Annotated in this window: 15 protein-coding genes and 1 pseudogene; 6 read left to right on the plus strand and 10 right to left on the minus strand. The window is 71.5% G+C overall.

The genetic code is table 11. From position 1 onward, the window contains the following. Window positions 1-16: 16 nt before the first annotated feature. Together LZ198_RS09285 and LZ198_RS09290 are read right to left on the minus strand one after the other, a co-directional pair. Window positions 17-562: a hypothetical protein gene (locus LZ198_RS09285; protein WP_253971537.1), complete on the minus strand. Its 546-nt coding sequence runs from the start codon at window positions 560-562 to the stop codon at window positions 17-19. 349 nt (window positions 563-911) lie between these two features. Continuing rightward, the gene (locus LZ198_RS09290; protein WP_253971538.1) at window positions 912-2,933 is read right to left on the minus strand and encodes a S9 family peptidase; all 2,022 of its coding nucleotides are present in this window, start codon (window positions 2,931-2,933) and stop codon (window positions 912-914) included. Between the two features lie 201 nt (window positions 2,934-3,134). Here LZ198_RS09290 and LZ198_RS09295 point away from each other — a divergent pair, with 201 nt between their 5' ends. Next, window positions 3,135-4,241: an acyl-CoA desaturase gene (locus LZ198_RS09295; RefSeq protein WP_253971539.1), complete on the plus strand. Its 1,107-nt coding sequence runs from the start codon at window positions 3,135-3,137 to the stop codon at window positions 4,239-4,241. A 607-nt stretch (window positions 4,242-4,848) separates the two neighbouring features. Here the strand turns inward: LZ198_RS09295 and LZ198_RS09300 are convergent. Together LZ198_RS09300 and LZ198_RS09305 are read right to left on the minus strand one after the other, a co-directional pair. Next, window positions 4,849-8,454 (minus strand): ABC transporter permease/M1 family aminopeptidase, encoded by a 3,606-nt coding sequence (locus tag LZ198_RS09300; RefSeq protein ID WP_253971540.1) that lies wholly within the window; start codon window positions 8,452-8,454, stop codon window positions 4,849-4,851. Further along, entirely contained in the window at window positions 8,451-9,377 is a 927-nt protein-coding gene (locus tag LZ198_RS09305) for an ABC transporter ATP-binding protein (RefSeq protein WP_253971541.1), read from the minus strand. Before LZ198_RS09305 ends, LZ198_RS09300 begins: the two co-directional genes overlap by 4 nt. Before the next feature lie 172 nt (window positions 9,378-9,549). Here LZ198_RS09305 and LZ198_RS09310 point away from each other — a divergent pair, with 172 nt between their 5' ends. Next, window positions 9,550-9,984 (plus strand): hypothetical protein, encoded by a 435-nt coding sequence (locus LZ198_RS09310; RefSeq protein WP_253971542.1) that lies wholly within the window; start codon window positions 9,550-9,552, stop codon window positions 9,982-9,984. Window positions 9,985-10,194: 210 nt separating this feature from the next. On the opposite strand, the gene LZ198_RS09315 is transcribed toward LZ198_RS09310, so the two are convergent. The 3 genes from LZ198_RS09315 to LZ198_RS09325 all read right to left on the minus strand — a co-directional run bounded on the left by LZ198_RS09315 (window position 10,195) and on the right by LZ198_RS09325 (window position 12,282). After that, the gene (locus LZ198_RS09315) at window positions 10,195-11,106 is read right to left on the minus strand and encodes an alpha/beta hydrolase (RefSeq protein WP_253971543.1); all 912 of its coding nucleotides are present in this window, start codon (window positions 11,104-11,106) and stop codon (window positions 10,195-10,197) included. A 71-nt stretch (window positions 11,107-11,177) separates the two neighbouring features. Continuing rightward, the gene (locus LZ198_RS09320; protein ID WP_253971544.1) at window positions 11,178-11,777 is read right to left on the minus strand and encodes a TetR/AcrR family transcriptional regulator; all 600 of its coding nucleotides are present in this window, start codon (window positions 11,775-11,777) and stop codon (window positions 11,178-11,180) included. A 55-nt stretch (window positions 11,778-11,832) separates the two neighbouring features. Next, window positions 11,833-12,282: a group II truncated hemoglobin gene (locus LZ198_RS09325; RefSeq protein WP_253971545.1), complete on the minus strand. Its 450-nt coding sequence runs from the start codon at window positions 12,280-12,282 to the stop codon at window positions 11,833-11,835. Between the two features lie 168 nt (window positions 12,283-12,450). Here LZ198_RS09325 and LZ198_RS09330 point away from each other — a divergent pair, with 168 nt between their 5' ends. Then, window positions 12,451-14,079: an ATP-binding protein gene (locus LZ198_RS09330; protein ID WP_253971546.1), complete on the plus strand. Its 1,629-nt coding sequence runs from the start codon at window positions 12,451-12,453 to the stop codon at window positions 14,077-14,079. 434 nt (window positions 14,080-14,513) lie between these two features. Here LZ198_RS09330 and LZ198_RS42855 read toward each other — a convergent pair. Further along, window positions 14,514-14,678 (minus strand): annotated as a pseudogene (locus LZ198_RS42855) (type IV toxin-antitoxin system AbiEi family antitoxin domain-containing protein); the annotation flags it as partial. Window positions 14,679-14,715: 37 nt separating this feature from the next. Beyond that, the gene (locus tag LZ198_RS09335; protein ID WP_253971547.1) at window positions 14,716-15,600 is read right to left on the minus strand and encodes a 5'-3' exonuclease; all 885 of its coding nucleotides are present in this window, start codon (window positions 15,598-15,600) and stop codon (window positions 14,716-14,718) included. A gap of 216 nt (window positions 15,601-15,816) precedes the next feature. Here LZ198_RS09335 and LZ198_RS09340 point away from each other — a divergent pair, with 216 nt between their 5' ends. From LZ198_RS09340 to LZ198_RS09350, 3 genes are all read left to right on the plus strand, one after another. After that, a complete protein-coding gene (locus tag LZ198_RS09340) occupies window positions 15,817-16,176 on the plus strand; it encodes a DUF4398 domain-containing protein (RefSeq protein ID WP_253971548.1) in 360 nt (119 codons plus the stop codon). A gap of 25 nt (window positions 16,177-16,201) precedes the next feature. Further along, window positions 16,202-17,374, plus strand: coding sequence for an OmpA family protein (locus LZ198_RS09345; RefSeq protein ID WP_253971549.1), 1,173 nt, complete (start codon window positions 16,202-16,204; stop codon window positions 17,372-17,374). A gap of 130 nt (window positions 17,375-17,504) precedes the next feature. Beyond that, entirely contained in the window at window positions 17,505-18,107 is a 603-nt protein-coding gene (locus tag LZ198_RS09350; RefSeq protein ID WP_253971550.1) for a GNAT family N-acetyltransferase, read from the plus strand. Here LZ198_RS09350 and LZ198_RS09355 read toward each other — a convergent pair. Then, window positions 18,104-20,188, minus strand: coding sequence for a S9 family peptidase (locus LZ198_RS09355; protein WP_253971551.1), 2,085 nt, complete (start codon window positions 20,186-20,188; stop codon window positions 18,104-18,106). The two genes, LZ198_RS09350 and LZ198_RS09355, sit on opposite strands and share 4 nt — an antisense overlap. Window positions 20,189-20,402: the final 214 nt, after the last annotated feature.

Genomic DNA, 20,402 nt, shown 5'->3' on the forward strand with positions numbered 1-20,402 from the left:
CGCGCCGGCCGAGGCCTCAGATGGCCAGCAGCAGCAGCGCGGCCCTCTCCTCCGGGCTGGCGGCCAGGAACTCGTCTGGCAGCCAGATCTCCGACTCGGGGACGGAGGCCCGGTCGCAGCTACGCCGCCCCGCGTAGGAGCGTCCCGGTTCCCGGGCGTTCAACCGGTAGGTGCAGTTGCGCAGGTAGATCTCGAGGTAGTCGGGGGACATCTTCACCGTGGCCGGACGGCCGCCGAAGCCTCCCTTGGCGGAGAGGGTGTCGCCCTCCTGGGTCACCTTCAGGTTCACCATGGAGCCCGCGAGGGTGCCGGATACGTCTCCCTTCTTGAGCTGGAGGTCGACGACGCCCACGTGGTTGCGGCCTCGGAGCGCGCCGGGGGTACGGGAGACCTGGAAGTCCTGGCCGGTCACCTCGTCACCGGTCATCACCAGGTTGTACTGCTGCCGGGCGATGCGCAGGGCGATGGCGTCCTGACGTGGCGCGGATACCGCGACGCCCGTGCCCATCAGAATTCCCACCATCAATACGCCGCGTCGAAGCGGCATCAGCAAACGCTTCATCTGTGGACCTCCTCGTCCCTTCCTCGAACCAGTCTATGAACGTCCACCCGTCCGCCGCATACCGGGCCCCTCCCCCATCCCCGGGAGAAGCCCCGTGATGACGCCTGGCTGCCCGCTCATGGCCTCGTCGCGCCCTCCAAGGCATCCACCACCCCACGCGACAAGGTCCCCCGTTCGGGATTGCCAGGCGTCACCACGGTGACGGTCCGCGCCCCTCGCGGGGTCGCGGAGCCGAACGAGACCATCATCTTCACCACGGGCCCCATCATCCTCACTGTTGAACCACCCGTGTCTCATCGTTTCATCACGAATGGCCCCCCGACGAGCGGACCCAGCCCCGATGTGACACTCAGGGCTTCGTCGCCGTGGTGCCCTGTCCCAGGTGCTTCTCGAAGAACATGAGCGCGGTCATCTGCGCGAAGTCGCGGTTGGGCTTCTTCTGGAAGCCGTGGCCCTCGTCGGTCGCGAGCATGTACCAGACGTCCGGCGACCGCTTGCGCACCGCCTGGACGATCTGCTCCGCCTCCGACTGCGGCACGCGGGGGTCGTTCGCCCCCTGCTGCACGTAGAGCGCCGCGCGAATCTTGTCCACCGAGCCCAACGGGGAGATGCGCTCCTGCACCGCGCGCACCTTCGGGTCCCGCTCGTCGCCGTACTCCGCGCGCCGCAAATCCCTCCGGTACGCCTGCGTGTTCTGCAGGAAGCTCGGCAGCGAGGAGATGCCCACCACGTCCACCGCCGCCCGGACGCGGTCCGGGAAGAACGCCACCGTCGCCAGCGTCATGTAGCCACCGTACGAGCCGCCATAGACGCCGACCCGCGACGCGTCCAACTCCTTGCGCGACGCGATGTAGTCCAGCGTCGCGCCGATGTCCGCCAGGCTCTGCTCCCGCTTCACCCCGTCATCCATCGCCCGATACGCCTTGCCGTAGCCCGTCGAGCCCCGCACGTTGGGCAACAGCATCGCCATGCCCAGCTCGTTCACCAGGTACTGCGCGAACGAATTGAACACCGGCAACGACTGCCCCTCCGGCCCGCCGTGGAACACCATCACCACCGGCACCTTCGCGGAGGTGTTCTTCGGCAGGTACAGGAACGCCGGGACCTCGACGCCATCCGTGGAGGGGTAGCGCACCAGCGTCGGCGTCACGAAGGTCGAGGGGTCCAGCCCGCCCACCTCGGAGCGCGTCCACCGCGTCGGCTTGCGCGCCTTCAGGTCCACCGTCCACGCATCGATGGGACCACTCGCGTCACCGAACGACAACGCCACCACGTCCGAGCGCCGGTTCGGGAACACCAGCCCTCTCGCCACGCCCTTGGGCAGCGAGTCCACCCGGGACAACGCCCGCGTGCGCGCGTCCAACACCGACATCGTGCTGAACCCATCCTCGTTGAAGAGCAACACCAACTGCTTGCCATCCGGCGACAGCGCCAGGTCCGTCACGTCCCACTTCACCGACTTCGTCAGGGACTCCGGCGTCCCCGCCGGCGGCGACTTCTCCACGTCGAGCTGATAGAGCTGCGCGAAGTCGCTGTACCGGTCCGTGACCAGGTACACGCCCTTGCCGTCATGCGTGAAGACGGCGGCGTCGACGCTCCCCTTGCCCTCCTTCGGCGTGACCTGGCGCAGCGCCCCCGTCTTCACGTCCACCACGTACAGGTCCGAATCGTCCGCCGCGCGGAACTGCTGCACCAGCAGCTTCGACCCGTCGTGCGAGAACTCCATCGGCTGCCACGTGCCCTCCTTCTCCGTCAGCCGACGCGCCTGCTTCGGGTCCGACGTGGGCGCCACGTACACGTCCGTGTCCTTGCCGTTGCGCCCCGTGCCCGCGTACGCGAGCCAGCGCCCATCCGGGGAGACCTCCAACTCCTCGTGACGGCTCTTCCCGTCCGTCAGCAGCTCCGAGCGCCCCGTGCGACGATCCAACCGGAACACCTGGAAGAACTCCCCACCGCCCTTGTCCTGGAGGAAGAAGAGGGTGCGCGCATCACCGGGCAGGAAGCGCGCATTGTTGATGGGCTCGTCCGTGAAGGTGAGCTGGGTCCGCGCCCCCATGGGCATCTCCACCACGTGGAGCTGATTGGTGTTCCCGAAGCGCGTGGAGATGAGCACCTGCTTGCCGTCGTCGCTCGTGTCCTGCACCCCGGCCGAGCGCGACTCCAGGTACTGGTCCAACCGCTGGCGCACCGGCTCGGGCACCGGCGGAACGTTGCTCACCCAGACGTCGGGCAGGCCCGCCAACGGCGAGATACCCGGCACCTGCGAAGGAGCAGCCGGCTTCGCGACCTCGGGCTTCTGCGCCGACGTGGCGGTCGCGGGAGCCTGGGTGGCCAGCAAGGACACGACGAGAGGAAGCAGTCCTGGGTTCATGGCGGCGCACGGTAGCAGCGCATCCGATCCGGCTCCCGTCCCCCGGTGACCACCTGACACTCCACCGTCCACGCCGTATGCACCGCGTCGTGAACGGCGTTGACGGTCCCGCCGCCGAGCCCCCTCAACCCCTCGGAATCAGGCCCGCGCCCGCGTGGCAGGCCCCTTGCGATGGGCCCCTTCCGAAAGGAACGGCGCATCATGGACATGGGCGAGACACACTGGGGCGAGGCACGGTGGGACGCGGGCAAGGCAGCGCGCTGGACGCTCCTCCACGCGGGCGCCATCGCGGGCTGCGCGACCTTCCACTCCTGGAGCGCGGTGTCCGTCTTCGCCGTGCTGACGGTGCTGACGATGGGGCCCGGCGTCTCCGTGGGCATCCACCGCGGCCTCATCCACCGCGCGTTCCGCGCATCACGCACGGTCGAGCGGTGGCTCGGCACGCTCGGCGTGCTCGCGGGCCTGGGCGGCATCATCGGCATGAGCCGCATGCATGCGCTGCGCGACTTCCACCAGAACCAGCCGGAGGCCGACTGCCCGCCCTACTTCGGCTACCGCGAGGGCTTCACGCGCGCCATGGCCGATGCGCTCTTGCGCACCTGGCACCCGCGCGACGCGTCCGTGTATCCCCCCGTGGACGCGGACCTCGCCACCGACCCGTGGTTCCGCTTCCTGGAGCGCGCGGGCCTCTGGCTCCAGGTGCCGCTGGCGCTCGTCCTGTACGCGGTCGGTGGTCCCGCGTGGGTCGCCTGGGGCGTGCTGCTGCGGCTCGCCCTCACGCAGGACGGCTTCTGGTTCGTCCACTACGTGAGCCACGTCGAGGGCGAGCGCCCCTATGTGATGCCCGGCACCGCCGAGGAGGGACGCAACGCGGGCTGGCTCGCGCTCGTGAGCCTGGGCGAGTCGTGGCACAACAACCACCACGCCTACCCCGGCTCCGCGCGCATGGGCTTCGGCTGGCGACAGCCGGACCCGGGCTGGTGGTGCGTGCGGGTCCTCGCCACGCTGGGCCTGGTGCACGACGTGAAGACGCCGGACACGCTGCCCCTGCGCCCCGGCGCGCTCGCCGTCACCGCTCCAGGTCAGAAGGCCCAACCCACGGAGAGCGCCAGCCGCTCGCGGACGGACCACTGCTTGATTCGGCTGCCCAGGCGGCTCTGCGGATTCTCCTCTCCGAGCGTGATGGCGCGCGACTCGTACTTCATCCAGTCGTGGCGCGCCTCGGCGCCCAGTCCCGCCTGCACCGCGAGCCCCTTGCCGAGGATGGCGGTGTACCCCACGAGGAAGGTGGCCCCCACGCCCCACTGACGCTCCCGCCGCTCCAGCCGGAGCGACTCCGGCCCCGTGTCGATGGAGCGCCACTGGTAGCTCACCTCCACACCGGGGGACAGCCACAGTCCCTCGGGGGCGGTTCCCGTGAGGAAGAAGCGCGCCCGCGGCCCCGCGCCCACCACATAGGAATGCACGTCGTCGTCTCCCTCGCTGGGGAACGCCGTCCCGAAAGACTCCGTGGTCCCCACGGCGCGGGTGAGCCCCACCCGCACACCGACGCCGAGCGACGTGCGTGGCCCCACCACCCGCTCACCCTCCAATGTCACCGCCCCCAAGTCATCGGGCGCGAACGACACCCCCAGCACCGTGTCCCGGACCTGGGATTCCGAAGGAACGAGCACGGCCTCGTCGGCGTGGGCGGTGGCGCTGGCGGACAACAGCAACGACAGACACATCATCGAGATGGGCTTCATGTGTGGGATTCCCCCGGAGTGTCCATGACCCTGACGACGCCATGGACGCGCGGACCTCGTGCAATTCATATGCACAACGACCCTTCCGAGGGATCTTCCCCGGCGGCAGGCCCTTTTCCCGCCACCCAGACACGGCACGCCCCGCGCTCGCGGGACAAACTGTCACCGCGTCACAGCGCGAGCACCGCCTGCTCCCGCCGCAACTGGAGCACGCGCACGTCCGGGTCCACCACCCACCGCTCGGGTTCGAAGTCGGCGCGCACGGTGACCTCCGCCGTCTCGCCCGCGCCCAGCACCACCCGGCCGCGTGCGTCACGGTAGTCCGGCGAGGGCTTCGAGGGACCCGACTCACCGTCCGGACGTGGGACGAAGCGCGCGCCCTTCACCGCCGCGACCTCCACCGGCATGCGGCCATCGCCCACGTTCCGCACCGTCACCGTGGCCACCCACTGGCCACCCTCCTGCTTCACGCGGGCGTCGGACAGGCGGTACTCCGGGACGTGGACCTCGTGGAACCACTGCCGCACGAAGGCGTCATAGGCCGCCGCGTCCGGCGCGAAGGGCCGCAGCGTGGCGATGAAGTCCTGGAGCACGGGGTGGTCCGCGTCGGGGATGTACTGGCGGAGGAACGCCTGGAGGCCGGCGTGCATCGCCTCGCGGCCCATCAGGTCCTCCAGCATGGTGAACACCCAGCCGCCCTTGTCGTAGAGGACGGTGTTGTCGCCCTCCCGCGTGTTGTCGAGCTTCACCAGCGGCTGCTCCGCGTCCACGCGCCGGTCCTTCGCGTAGCGCTCCTCCAGTCGCTTGGCGATCTCCATCCGCACCTGGGGACCCTCCAACTGCTCCATCAGCTTCATCGCGGAGTAGTGCGACGTGCCCTCCGACAGCACCTCCCCCCCAGGCCCCTTGCCCGGCACGAGCAGGTTGCCCCACCACTGGTGCGCCGCCTCGTGCGCGGTGATGAGCAGCACCGCGTTCGCCTCCGGCGTGCTGCTCGCGAGGAAGCCGATGCTCTCCGAGAACGTGATGTTGGTGGCAAAGCCCTGCGCGTAGGTGGCCAGGCCCGGGAACTCCGACAGCTTCAGCTCCTTCCACGGGTACGGGTAGAACCACTCGGAATAGTAGCGGCGCGCGGCGTCCAGGCCCCGGCGCATGTCCTCCACGTTGTAGACGTGCGCGGGGTGGTGGAAGACGGTGGTGCCCTCGCCCCGCAGCGCCGCCCACTTCCCGGCGACGATGTTGAACATGCTCACCGGATGGTCGCTCCGCCACACGCTCACGCGGCGGCCGTCCTTCACCTCGTCGCTCTCCAACACGCCCACCGAGTTGAGCGTGTACTCCGCCGGCCCCGTCACGCGGATGCGCGTGGTGAAGGGCACCCCCGTGCCCCAGGCGGCGCGCGTGGGGCCCTCGTAGTAGTCATCCGGATACACGCGCGGCTCGTACTTGTTCTCCTCCGGGTCGATGCCGATGTCGTCCAGGAACCCGAGCACCGGCGCGAAGCTGGGGCCGAAGCTGGTGAGCACGACGCCCGACGGGAGGATGAACTCGTCCGTCTTGCCTCCGTTCTTCGTCGCGCCCCTGGGATAGCGCCCGTGGAAGTCGAAGCCCACGCGCGTCACCGCGCCCGGTGCGAGCGGCGTTGGCGGCCTGAAGACATACAACCGCGAGCGGTCCTCCGGCGTCACGTCCTGCCCCTCCACCGTCCAGCGCACGTCCTCCCAATGGTCCCCGCCCGTGAGCGCGTAGGCCGCGAGCGCCTTCGCCTCCCGGTTGACCAGCGTGTAGCTGCCTCGCGTGTGGAACGTCCCCGCCGCCGGGTCGAGCTCCACGTCCAGGTCCACGGACTGGATGGCGGGCCGCGGCGCGTCGAGCCACGTGGCCAGGTTCTTCTGCCAGTACTCCTTCGCGCGCTTCTTCGCCGCGGCGCCCTGCCAGCCCTGCCCCACCTCCACCGCCGCGAGCAGCAACACGCCCAGCGGCACCACGGCCCAGGGCAGCATCCGCCACGCGCCGCGCAGCAGCCCCGCCGGACGCAACCGCTCCAGCGTGTTCACCGCGTCCGGCGCGCGCCGCCCGTCCAGCCGCGTCGCCAGCACCGCGAAGAAGACGGACAGGCCCAGCATCCCCACGCGATTGAGCAGGAGCGCCGTCCGGTCCCGCTCGAAGGCGCCCATGTCCGACCAGAGCACCGAGCCCCACAGCGGCCAGTTCGTCGCCCAGTTGAGGTGACCTCGCACCGCCGCGTAGCCCGTGAGGCACAGCGCTGCGAGCGCCAGGCCATACGCACCGAGGCGTCCTCCCGACACCGCGCGCGCCAGCAACACGAAGCACGTCCACGCGACGAACGTCGGCACCAGCAGGCCCCACACCACCAGGTACGGCGTCAGCGTCAGCGGCACGCGCCCCTGGGAGAGCTGGACGAGCACGCCCGCCACCGACACCGCGACCAGGATGGCCACGCCCACGAGGCTGTTGGCGAGCGCCTTGCCCAGCAACACCGACAGCGTCGGCACGGGCGTCGCGTCGTGGATGGGCGCCAGGTTCCAGGCCTTCTCCCGCTCCAACGACTCCACCGTGTAGAACATGAGCAGCAGGCACACGAGCGTCGACGCCACGCCCATGGACCGCACCGCGAAGAAGCCGGGCGACAGGAGCAGCCGCGTCTCGAAGGGCCCCAGTTGGTTCATCGCCTGCACCACCGTCTGGAGCAGGATGAGCGGCACGAAGAGGTAGAGCCCCGGCTGGGACAGGAGCCCGCGCACCTCCGCGCGAGCGACCACCCACAGCCCGGACAGCACCCCCGGCGCCCGCGCGCCCATGCCGAGCGACGCCAGCGGCGCCTCCTCGTACACCACCGTCCCCAGCGGCGTGGCCACCGGGATGTCCGCGAGCGTCTTGCCGCGCACCGGCCGCACCTGCGCGCCTCTCAGCCCCCGCTCCACATGACGCGCCGTCCACGCCACGCACGCGAGCCCCAGCACGAGGAAGCCCACGCGGTTGACGAGGAACACGCCGTCCAACCCCACGCGCTCGTGGTTGTAGAAGGCCACGCCCCGGTCCACCTTCACCCAGGTCTCGGTCAGCCAGCGGAAGCCCGACGGGTCCACCGCCTGGAGCAACCGGTTCACCCGCGGGTCCAGCCACCCGGGGGACCAGTCCCAGAGGAAGAAGGCGCAGACGAACAGCATCGTCACCGGCAGGAAGTAGACGAGCACCGGGCGCCGCGTCCCCTCGCCCAGCGCGAAGGCCGCGCCCGTGACGAACACCAGCAGCGGCGCGCCGAAGAGGACGGCGGGGCGCACGTAGTTGACGAGCGACAACGGACCCCGGAACTCCGCGTTCTCCCCCGCGGGCACGACGTGGTGGAAGAACAGCAGGAAGCCCACCAGCGCCACGAGCGCGAGGAGGTAGGCCGACAGCACCGCGAGGAACTTGCCCCACACGTACTCGCGCGGCGTCAGGGGCGACGCGTGGAGGAGGGGGCCGATACGCGCCTCCTCGTCCGCGATGATGCCCAGCCCCGAGCCCACGGACGCGAAGAAGCTGTAGAGCAGCACGGTGAGGAAGATGAGCGTCTGCGCGACGGCGAACTCGCTCGTCACCCACGCCTTCTGTCCCCCCACCTGGCTGGCGCCCGACTGGATGGTGACGTTGCCCGACGACAAGCCCGCCACCGTCAGGAAGGTGATGACCAGCAGGATGACGAACAGCGGGCGGCGGAGCTGGTGCGCCAGCTCCGTGCGCGCCACCGTGGCCAACCGGCCCGCGTTCATCGCGCCACCTCGCGGACCCCTTCCGCCACGGGCGCCCGCGCGGCGTCGGGCTCGCGCGTGTCCTTCATGAGCAGCAGGTACGCGTCCTCCAGCGTGGGCGGCACCCGCTCGAAGCCCGGGGGCACGTCACCGGTGGGCGCGTGGATGCGCACGCGGTTGCGCCCCTCGAAGAGCACCGCCTGCGTGACGCGGCGGGTGCGCTGCAGGTCGACCAGCTCGGCGGTGGAGGCGGTGCCCTCGAAGATGGTGCCCTGGATGGCGGCCTTCGCCTCGGTGGGCGACGTAATGGCCATGACGCGCCCCTGGCGGATGACCGCGAAGCGCGGGCACAGCATGGCCACGTCCTCGACGATGTGCGTGGACAACAACACCGTGCGCTCGCTGGCCACCTCCGCCAGCAGCCGGTAGAAGCGCAGCCGCTCCTCCGGGTCGAGGCCCGCGGTGGGCTCGTCCACGATGATGAGCTTCGGGTCTCCCGCCAGCGCCTGCGCGATGCCCAGCCGCTGCCGCATGCCCCCCGAGTACTCCTTCACCTTCCGCTTCGCCGCGAAGGTGAGGTTCACCCGCTCCAGCAGCTCCGCGCACAGCGTCTTCAAGCCTCGCGGCGCGGTGACGCCCTTGAGCTTCAACAGGTACGTCAGCATCGCCTCGCCCGAGAGGTACGGGTAGAAGCCGAACTCCTGCGGCAGGTAGCCCAGGTAGGGACGGAGCGCCTCGGGGTGGCGGACGATGTCGACCCCGTCCAGCGTCACCTCGCCCGAGGTGGGCTCCAGCAGGCCCGCGAGGATCTTCATCAGCGTGGACTTGCCCGCGCCGTTGGGACCCAGCAGGCCGAACATCCCGCGTGGCACGTCCAGGTCCACGCCGCGGAGCGCGGACACGGGCCCCGGGTAGACCTTCACCAGATTGCGGAGGGAGAGCATGGACCTCCTACGGATGGAGGCCCGCCCTCATTTCCCGGGACGGGAGGCGAGACACCGGGCCGAGGCCTCTCCACGGAGGAGCCTGCCCCACCTGGGTATCGTCACCGCCCCCCTGCATGCACCTATGCTCCGGCACATGCTCTCGCTCGCCCCTCGTCGACCTCCTCGCGTCGTGATGACCCCGCGGCTGTCTCGGCTGCTCGGCGCGGTCGGGCTCCTCGGAGCGTCACCCGCCTGGGCGCAGGGGGCCGAGAGCGCCCTGGGCGCCTGGTTCACGGCGGTCGTCGCGCTCGGAGTCCTGAGCGTGGTGGTGGTCGTGGGGCTGCTGACCGTCCAGCTCAACCGCGACAAACCCCAGCGCTCCGTCCCCATCGCCCTGGGAATCATCACGGGGCTGGCGAAGGCCCTCGCCGGGGGCGGGCTCCTCGTCTTCCTCGTCGTCGGCTCCATTCGCAGCCTGTTCACCAACGGCTCCGTCGCCCTCGAGGGTGTAGGTGGATTCCTGCTCGGGGCGCTCGGACTGCTGGCCCTCGGGGGCTACGAGGTTCGCGTGGCCTGGAAGGCCATGGCCCCGCCTCCCCCGTCGCAGCCGTCCCGACAGGCGTGACGCCGTCGGGCTCGCCCGCCTGGGCTCACGCCGAGAGCCGGTGCAGCGGCGCGCAGCACGCGCGCCACGGGCAGCCTGCCCGCTGGTGAGACCGCTCGAGCTGTTCGAGGGTGGTGCCCCAACCCGATGCACATCTCGAAGAACGCGTGGAATCCTTCGCGCCGGGCACGAGGTCCGACATGGCCGAACGCCTCACACGGCCCACGGGCCTCAGGCCGTGTGCACCAGCCGCAGCGGCGCGCGCACGCCCACGACCTGCTCGGCCACCGGCTCCACCTCTTGCGCCAGGCGCTCCGGCCGGCCCTCCGCGAGGAAGGCCACCGCCTGCCCCACCACCTCCGGCGCGTACAGGATGCGGTGGTGCCCCAGGCCCTGCGTCCGCGTGAGCTTCGCGCCCGGCCACGCCTCCACCACCGCCTCGCCCGCCGCCAGCGGCACCTCCCGGTCCTCCACGTCGTGGAAGACGTGCAGCGGGACGCGGTGGAACAGCGGCACGAAGTGGGGCAGCGCCAGGTCGCGCAGCCGCACGCCGAAGCGCGCCTCGATGCGCGCCTCCATCCGCAGCCACACGCCGTCCGTCAGCCCGACGTAGCGGGCGAACGCGCGGATGCCCCCGCGAGGGTCCGACGGCGGCGACACGAACACCGCGCGCCCCACCTTCATCCCATTGCGCATCGCCACCGCCGTGGCCGCCGCGCCCAGCGAGTGCGCCACCACCGCGTACGGCCCACCCGTCGCCCGCGCCACGTCCGCCACGAACTCCGCCAGCTCCGGCAACGAGCTGGTGCGCCCCGACGACTGCCCGTGCCCCGGCGCGTCGTACGTCACCACCGAGAACCCCGCCGCCACCAGCGGCTCCACGAACGCCGTCAACTGACCGCCATACCCGCTCCACCCGTGCACCAGCAGCACGCGCGGGCCCTCCCCCCAACTCCACACCCGCACCTGCTCGCCCCGCAGCGCCAGCATCCGAGGCTGCCCTCGCGCCAGCATCGCGTCGGCCGTGCGCGAGCGACGCGGCCGCAACGGCGTCAGGAACCGCCGCTCCGCCCACCTCGCCACCAGCCCGGGCGCCACCGCCCCCGCGCCACCCAACGCCGTCCGCAGCCCCCACACCGACATTTTGGCCCGAACGTTCGTGCTATTTTCTGCCATGACGAGGTCCTCTCTCGAAGAACACCGCAACCAGGGGGTCAGGAAGCCACGGGGCGGGCGGCGCGGAGCAGCGCCTCGAAGGCCCGGCGCGCCCAGGCCTCCGCGCGAGGCTCCTTCAGGAGCCGGGCGGCGTGGTGGAAGCCGAGCAGCAGGGCCTTCTCGTCGTGGGCGAACGCCTCGACGTCCAGGTCCTTGCGGAAGTGGCCCTCCGCGACGGCGATGCGCGCGGCCTGGGCCAGGCAGTCCAGCCAGTCCCGCTCCGTCTGGACCAGCCGGTCCCGGGCGGGGCCGGGCACGTCGTCCAGCTCCGTGGCCGCCGCCACGAAGATGCAGCCGCCCTCCGGCACCAGCTCCTTCGCCCACGTCAGCCACGTCTCGAAGAGCGCCCGCACCCGGGGCTCACCCCGGGGCCGCGTCAGCGCCGGGCGGATGACGCGCTCGGTGAACATCGCCGTGGCCGCCTCCAATATCTCCACCTGGAGGGACGACTTGGAGCGGAAGTGCGCGAACAGGCCGCTCTTGGAGAGCTGCAGCTCCTCCGCCAGCCCGCCGATGCTCAGCCCCTGCAGGCCCACCCGGCTGGCGAGCTGGACGGCCCGCTCCAGGATGGCTTGATGGGTGAGCTCGCCCTTGCGCATGCGACAGTTCTAAACGCTCGTGCTTTTTTCCGCAAGTCGCGGTCCAGCGGGCGGCTCACTCCTCCGTGTTGCGCAGGAAGTCCGCCACCTGGGCGAACCGCTCGTTCAGGAAGCGGCGCAGGCCGCCGGTGAGGCCACGGGCATCCATGGCCCGCCCCATGGCGCGCAGCCACGCGTCGCGCATGGCGACGTCCACCCGCACATGGCCGTGGCGCATGCGCAGGCGGGGGTGGCCGTGGAGCGCCTGGTAGTCCTGCGGGCCTCCCAGCCAGCCCACCAGGAAGAGGGCGAAGCGGTCGCGTGTGCCCTGGTTCACCCGCCCCTGGGCGTCCAGCTCGTGCAGCTTCGCCAGGTCGGGCTCGTGCGCGTCCATCGCGTCATAGAAGGCGTACGCCAGCGCCTTCACGGGTTCGACGCCACCCATCCGCTGGAAGGGGGTGTCCTCCAGGGAGGGGAGCCAGTCGTCGTCGGAGGAGGGGGAGGGTGTTTTGAGTTCAACGGGCATGGCTTGCGTCAACACCTCGCGTCAGCGGCTTCCATCCCTACACGAGGAATCCCCGGAGCGCCCGGCGATGCAACTGGCGACAAGCAGACAGGTTGGCGGGCGTCAGGCGTCCTGCTTATCGAAGATTTGACCCACGAAAGAGGCGGTTGCTAGAGGCTGGGGCCCAGCGTGTCCCTCTCCCACCAAGCTTCGTACGCCGAGGCTCCACGTCCGCGCGTCTGGGTCGTCGACGACAGCCCCGTGGAGTGCGAGGCCATCCGCCAGACCCTGGCCGTGAGCTGTGACGTCGGCACGTTCCCGGACGGGCCGGCCTTGGTGGAGGCGCTGGGCCAGGGCGCGGCTCCCGAGGTGCTGGTGCTGGACTGGTACCTGCCGGTCATGTCGGGGTTGGAGGTGTGCCGCTTCGTGCGGGCCCATCCCGCCACGGCGCTGGTGCCGGTGCTGCTCCTGACGGCGAACACGCGCGTGGAGGACGTGGAGGAGGCGCTGGCGGCGGGCGCGGACGACTACGTGTTCAAGCCCTTCCGCGCGGCGGAGCTGACCGCGCGGGTGCGGGCCCTGGCGGCGCGGGAGCGCAAGCGGCGCCAGCAGTTCGAGGACGAGCGCGCGCGGCGAGTGCTGGCGGAGGGCACGCTGACGGAGGTCCAGGCCGCGGAGGAGCGTGCGTGGCGCAGCGAGCTGCGCTTCCGGCTGGCGGCGCGCGCCACGCGGGACGCCGTCTGGGAGTGGGACCCGCGCACGGGCGCGGTGGACTGGACGAGCGGCCTGCACGAGCTGTTCGACCACACGCCGGGCCGGACGCGCGACGACCGGAACTGGTGGGAGGCGCAGCTTCACCCCGACGACCGCGAGCGGGTGGTGGCGGGCCTGGACCAGGTGCTCGCGAGCACCCAGCACGAGTGGCAGGACACGTACCGGTTCCGACGCGGGGACGGGACGTGGGCCTTCGTGGTGGACCGCTGCCACATCGTGCGGGACGCGGAGGACCGGCCGGTGCAGGTGGTGGGCGCGATGCAGGACGTCACCGCGCAGCAGGAGGCGGAGGCCGAGCGCCTGCGCCTGCTCGCGGAGGTGCACGCGCAGGCGGACTTCGAGCGGCAGCTCATCGGCATCGTCAGCCACGACCTGCGCAACCCGCTGGGGGCCATCACCCTGGCGGTGTCCATGCTGCTGCAGAAGGCGGAGGACGAGCGGCAGTTGCGGCACGCCCAGCGCATCCAGCGCGCGGCGGAGCGCGCGACGCGGATGATTCGGGACCTGCTCGACTTCACGCGCGCGCGCCAGGGCCGGGGGCTGCCGGTGTATCCGCAGCGGATGGACCTGCACGAGGTGGTGCACGCGGCGCTGGACGAACTGCAGGCGGCCTGGCCGGAGCGGCGCATCGAGGCGCGCTACGAAGGCAGCGGCGCGGGCGAGTGGGACCCCGACCGGGTGGCGCAGGTGCTCGGCAACCTGGTGGGCAACGCGATGCAGTACAGCCCTCCGGACACGCGGGTGCGGGTGGAGGCGCGCGGCGAGGAGCACGGCGTGGTGCTGACGGTGCACAACGACGGCCTGCCGATTCCGCTCGAGCTCAAGCCGCGCATCTTCGAGCCGCTGGAGCGCGGCATGGAGCGCCCCGAGGACCGGGGCGGACGCAGCATCGGCCTGGGGCTCTACATCGTGCGCAGCATCGTCGTGGCCCACGGCGGCACGGTCGAGGTGCAGTCCACCACCGAGGCCGGCACCACCTTCACGGTGCGCCTGCCTCGGCGTCCGCCCACGAGCGGCAGCCCCCCCACGACGCCAGGAGCGTAGGGCCCGCTCACGCTTTCGACGCGGCACTGGCGCGCATGCAGGAGCAGGGCCGGAAGGTGCTTGCGGCGTCGAGCCCGCCACGCCTTGAGCGCCTCCACCGGGATGTCCGGCCCCAGCTTGTTCCGGTACTTGAAACAGTCCGCGAGTGTCTTCTCGGGTCCGTAGACGCGGACGTGCTGGCCATCCAGGACATGGGTCTCGATGCCTTCATGGAAGCTGTCGCCCGAGAACCACACGAAGTGCGTGGGGGGATGCGCCAGGCGCGGCCTCGGGCGTCCACGCTCGAGCGCCACCTCCACGACGTGTGGCACCTGCGTCGTCAGCGAATGGAAGGCGAGCGCCGAGACCAGGCTGATGACACCTCGCGGGACTCGCCTCGCGACGACGACGAGGTCCGGCTGGGTGAGCGGCGTCAGCGAGGAGAGCCGGAAGAGTCCCCGCCCCAGGACCTCGAGCACGCCCTCGTCCCGCATGCCGTAGAGCGCCCGCCGGGAGACGCCGAGCGACAGCGCCTCCGACATGCGGAGCAGCCCGCCCCGGGAGCGGATGAGGCCGACCTCTCGCTGGAAGCGCCTCGCGGGTGATGGGCGTGGAGACAAAACATCGTCAGAAATAGCGCCTCGACGAGGCTTTGTCTCACGCCGCCCAGCGCTTCGGCCTGCGCTTGAGGGTGTTGACGCCCAGCCGGTCGCACAGCGCCTCGAACGTGGCGCGGGGCACGCCCTTCCATTCCAGGTCCGCCAGCGACGCCGTGCCCGGCAGGGGCGCGTCCGTCACCAGCGTGGCCAGCTTGCGGTACAGGAGCGCCGCGTCCCGGTGCTCGCGCAGCGTCGCGCCCAGCTTGTCCGCGCCGCGCGGGCGCACCGACCACGTCGACGCGTCACCCGGAATCGCCTCCAGGTGCCCGTAGGCCCCCAGCAACGCCGAGGCGCCCTTCTCCCCGAACCCGGGCAGCCCGGGGATGCCGTCCGCGTCGTCCCCCATCAGCGCCAACAGGTCCGGCACGCTCACCGGGGCCACGCCCAGCTTCGCGCGCACCGCGTCCTCGTCCAGCACCTTCTCCTGGCGCCGGTCCACCTGCACCACCTTCTGCCCCCGCACGCACTGGCCCAGGTCCTTGTCCGGCGTGAGCAGCCGCACCTGCTCCACCTCCCCCGCCCAGCGCGCGGCCGCCGTGGACAGCGCGTCGTCCGCCTCGTACTCCTTCATGGACCACACGCGCACGCCCAGCGACGCCACCGCCTCCTCGACCAGGTCGAACTGCGCGTGCAGCTCCGGCGGCACGCCCTCGTCGCTCTTGTAGCCGTCGAACAGCGCGTTGCGGAACGAGCGGATGGGGTTGTCGAACGCCACCGCCACGTGCGTCACCGCCTCGTCGGCGTCGTGCAGCAACATCAGCAGCGAGGACATCACCCCCACCGTCGCCTTCACGTCGCGCCCGTCCGGCGACGTGTGTCCCGGCCGGGGCGAGAAGTGGGCCCGGTACAGCTCATACGTCCCATCCACGAGGTGCAGGCGCATGCCGCACCTCCTACCCTTCCCCATGCCCGCCGGCCAGTGCCGCCTGCCCCGTCACGCCCCGGCGCGAGCGCAAGGGCGAGAGAGGACGACACCGGGCCGCTCGCCTCCTGCTCGGGCGGCCCGAGCCCATGCGAATTGCCACCGTGTCCCCTCGAACACACTTCTGCCCTGGAGCGCGACGTCCGCGTTCCATGGACCGACGGCCGGAGGTGAACCGTGCGCCCGAAGCTGCTTGCCGCCGTGCTCTTCACGACCCTGATGGGTTGCGCGAGCCAGCAAGTCACCCACATCTCGAACAAGGAGCGGACGGAGGCCGTGGCCTCGATGAGGGCCGCGGAGGGCGCAGGCGCGTCCCGCGTCCCCGAAGCCGCCCGACACCTGGAGTTCGCCCGGCAGCAGATCAACCGCGGCGAGGAGCTGCTGCTCGACAAGGACAAGGAGGGCGCGGAGCTGAGCTTCATGCAGGCGGATGCCGACGCGGACCTCGCCTACGCCATCGCCCAGTCGACCCAGCTCGAGGCCCAGGCCCGACAGACCACCCAGCAGGCCGAGCAGCTGCACCGCGGCCTCGAGTGAGCCACCCGTCCCGGAGGAGAGTGCAATGGTGCGAAGCAAGCGTGGATGGAAGGCCCTCATCGGGGCCACGGCGCTCCTCGCCGCCGGAGGCGCGAGCGCGAAGGAACCGCAGGAGCTGAGCGAGGCGCGCTCCGCCTACAAGGAGCTGGTCAGCAGCAGACAGGGGCGCGAGCGCCCGCGGGAGGTCTCCGAGGCGCGAACGGCGCTGAAGAAGGCCGAGCAGGCCTACCGCCGCGACGAGGACTCGCAGAAGGTGCGCGTGCTGTCCTATGTGGCCCTGCGCAAGGCGGAGACCGCCGCGGCGCTGGGTGACGCGGACCTCGCGGCGCGCCAACTGGCCCAGGCCCAGTCGCAGCTCGCGCAGGGGCAGGCCCTCCAGCAACAGGCGTCGCGGATGCGGCAGCAGGACGTGTCCCGGCAGGAGGAGTGGTCCCGCCAGCAGCAGGCCGGCGCGCAGCAGCTCTCCGAGGAGAGTGCGCGGCGACAACAGCTCGAGGCGGAGACACAACGGCTGGCCTCCGAGAACCAGGTCCTCCAGCAGCGCACGGCGGAGCTGGAGGCGGAGCGCCAGGCCAGCATGGACGCCGAGCGCAAGGCGAGCGAGGCCCTCTCCCAGCTCGAGCAGGCCAACAAGGACCTGCGGGTCAGCGAGGAGGCACGCGGCACCGTGCTGACCCTCTCCGGGAGCGTGCTCTTCGCGTCGGGCAAGTCGGAGCTGCTCCCCGTGGCGCGGCAGCGGCTCTCGGACGTGGCGGAGGTCCTGAAGCAGTCGGACAACCCGCTGCTCATCGAGGGCCACACCGACTCGCAGGGCTCCGATGAACTCAACCAGCGGCTGTCCTATCAGCGCGCGGAGCGGGTGAAGGACTACCTGATGGACCGGGGCATCCCCGGTGACCGCATCCAGGTGCGGGGCCTGGGCGAGTACCAGCCGGTGGCGAGCAACAGCACCGCCGAGGGGCGCGCCAACAACCGCCGCGTGGAGATCGTCGTCGAGCGCGGCCAGCGCGCCGTGGGCGGCAGCGGCGAGAAGCAGGGCACCGGCGGAGGTGGCCACCAGCACCACCGGGGTACCTCCAGCGGCTCGTCCTCGCAGGGCACGGGCGGCGCGGGGCAGGAGCAGGAGTCGGGCTCCACGCGCGACACGTCCCAGCAGGGCACGCAGTCGGGCGGGAGCAACGACCTGTCGCCTCGCTGAGTCCTCCGCCGGAACCCGGTCGGTCCTCTCGCGCGTCCGCCGCGCGGGAGGACCGCGCCCCGCCCCGTACGCGTCCCTCAATCCGGGGCGTGAAGGCTCCGGAAGCGCTAGCCTCCGGGGCGCCCACGCCATGGCTTCCGACAAGCATCCCGTCCTGCTCACCACCGAGCGCCTGCGCCTGACGCAGCTGCCTCCCGACGCGGCGGCGCGGGTGGTGGCCTACCACGAAGCGAACCGGGACCACCTCGGGCCCGTGTCACCCACGCGGCCCCCCAACTTCTTCACCCTCACCTACTGGCGCACGCGGCTCGCGCAGGACCTCGAGGACGCGCGGCTCGACGTCTCGCTGCGCCTGGTCATCCTCCCGCGCTCCGAGCCGCTCTCCTCCGCTCCCGTCATCGGCAACATCTCCCTCACCCACATCCGCCGAGGCCCCTTGCAGGCCGCGGACCTGGGCTACGGCCTGGACCACCGCCACGAGCGCCGGGGCCTGATGACCGAGGCCCTGCGCGCGGTGTGCACGCACGCCTTCATCTCCATGGGGCTGCACCGCATCCAGGCCAACCACCTGCCGGAGAACCTGCGCAGCGCCGCCGTGCTGCGCCGCCTGGGCTTCGCCGTGGAGGGCTACGCGCGCGACTTCCTGCTCATCGACGGGCGCTGGAGGGACCATGTCCTCACCTCGCTCGTCGCCCCCCAGCCGCCGCCCGACCCCGTCCCGCCCGGACCCTAGCGCGTCGGCGCCGCGACCCGCGCGGGCCCCTGCGCGCCCGCTTGCAGGTGCGCGTCGAACCACTCCACCGTGCGCCGCAGGCGGTCGACCTGGTGCTCGGGCTTGCGGAAGATGTGGCCCTCGTCCGCGTAGACGACCAACTGCGCCTTCACCCCCAGCGACTTGAGCGCCCGGTGGAACTCGTGGGACTGCGTCGCGGGGACCTCCATGTCCCGCTCGCCGTGCAACATCAGCGTGGGCGTGCGCGCCAGCTTCACGTAGTTGATGGGCGAGCTGCGCGAGTAGACGTCCGGCTCGTCGTAGAGGGTGGCGCCGAAGTACGGCAGCATCCACGTGTCGATGCGGTTGGTGCCGTAATAGCTCTGCCAGTTGGAGATGCCCGCGCCCGCCACCGCCGCCTTGAAGCGCTGCGTCTGCGTCACCGTCCACATCACCATGTAGCCGCCATAGCTCCAGCCCGACACGCCCAGGCGGGACGGGTCCACCGGCGCGCTCGCCACCACCGCGTCCACGCCCGCCAGGACGTCGCGCAGGTCGCCGAAGCCGAAGTCCCGCCGGTTCGCCTGCACGAAGTCCTCGCCCAGGCCGTAGCTGCCGCGCGCGTTGGGGAGGAACACGTAGTAGCCCCGACTGGCGAGCACGAGCACCTGCGGCAGGAACTGCGGCACCACGCCCGCCGCGGGTCCGCCGTGGATCATCGTCACCATGGGCGCCCGCGCGCCCTGCGCCGGAGCCACGCCCCGCGCGGGAGCAATCAGCCAGCCCTGCACCTCCTGCCCGTCGCTCTTCCAGGACACGCTGCGCACCGCCCCCGCCAGCGCGCCCAGGTCGTCGTCGCGATGGGTGAGCTGCTCCCACTCGCCCACCGCCCCCACCCAGAGGTTCTTCGAGCGGGTGAACGACTCGCGCACCACCGCGCTCACCTCCCCGTCGCGCGACAGCGACAGGAGCGCCGTCTCGCCCGCGCTGAGGCGCTCCGGCCCCGTCCACAGCACCGTCGCCCCGCCCTTCACCGCGTCCACCGACGCCACCGCCGACTCGCCTCGGACCTGGCCGCCGAAGAGCAGCTTGCGCGGCGCCACCCACGCGAGGCTCGACGCCGTGGCCTTCATCCCTGGCGTCAGGTCGCGCGCCTTGCCCTCGCCCTCCGCCGTCACCACCCAGACGTCGCCGCCCGTGACGCCCTGGTCGCTCATCAGCCCCTCGATGAAGGCGATGTGCCGTCCATCCGGGCTCCACGTCGGCTCGGCCACCTGCCATTTCGGCACATGCACCACGCGCGCGCGCCCGCTCGCCACGTCCACCACGTGCAGCTTCGCCGTCCACCAATGGGCATCCCCCGGCGGCGCCGCCGCGACGAGGGCCAACCGGCGCCCCTCCGGGCTCCACGCGTACTCGTAGACGTGCAGCCCCTCCGGCGACACGAAGCGGTGCCCGCCGTCCGCCACCGACACCAGCGCCACCCGCTGCACCGGCGCGGACTCGCCCACGACGCCCGTCTCGCGCGCCGCCGCCTCCGTGGGGCCCCGCGCGTGCTCGGCCCCTTCGCCCTGCATGACCAGCACCGCGACGGTCTTCCCATCCGGGGACCAGCGCGGAGAGGCCAGCGGCGTCTCGAACGACGTCAGCCGGCGCGCCTCCCCTCCCGCCACGTCCACCACGTGCACCTGGGCCTGCTTCGACGGGCCCGCGTCGGAGAGGAACGCCAGGTGGCGCCCATCCGGACTCCACGCCAGGGAGGACTCGTCACAGGCCCGCGCCTGCGGACACGCGGTGACGCGCACCGCCCGCGACTCGGGTTCGCCACGCGCCACCACCTGGATGAGCGTGCCGCCCTGGGCCACCTCCACCCAGGCCACGCGGTCCCCCGCTGGAGAGACCACCACCTCCACGAAGCGCGGCGCGCGCTGGCACACGTCCAGCACCGACTCGACGGAGGGCCGCGGAGGTGGCTTCACGGCGGCACGCGCCGCGGACTCCTGGGCGCCCACCAGCGACGGAGGCGGAAACCCACCTCCCTGTTGAGCGGAGCCAGGGAGCGCGCCCAGCAACACCAGCCCCACGCTCGCGAGTCTCGCCACCGTCCACATCACATGTCCCCCAATGGGTCAGGAAGTCCGCGGCACACTACCTGAGTGGGGGAGCCCCTCACGCATCCAGTTGCGTGACACGCGGCGCCCACGACTCCCCGCTCGAAGGACACGCGACTCCAGGTGACTTCGTTCGTCGCCCAATCGTTGGACCTCGGAACTTTTCACCGGAGGGGCGTGGCGATATGCGTCGGCCAGGGGCCCC

This window comes from Myxococcus dinghuensis (assembly GCF_024198235.1).
Taxonomy (GTDB): Bacteria; Myxococcota; Myxococcia; order Myxococcales; family Myxococcaceae; genus Myxococcus; species Myxococcus dinghuensis.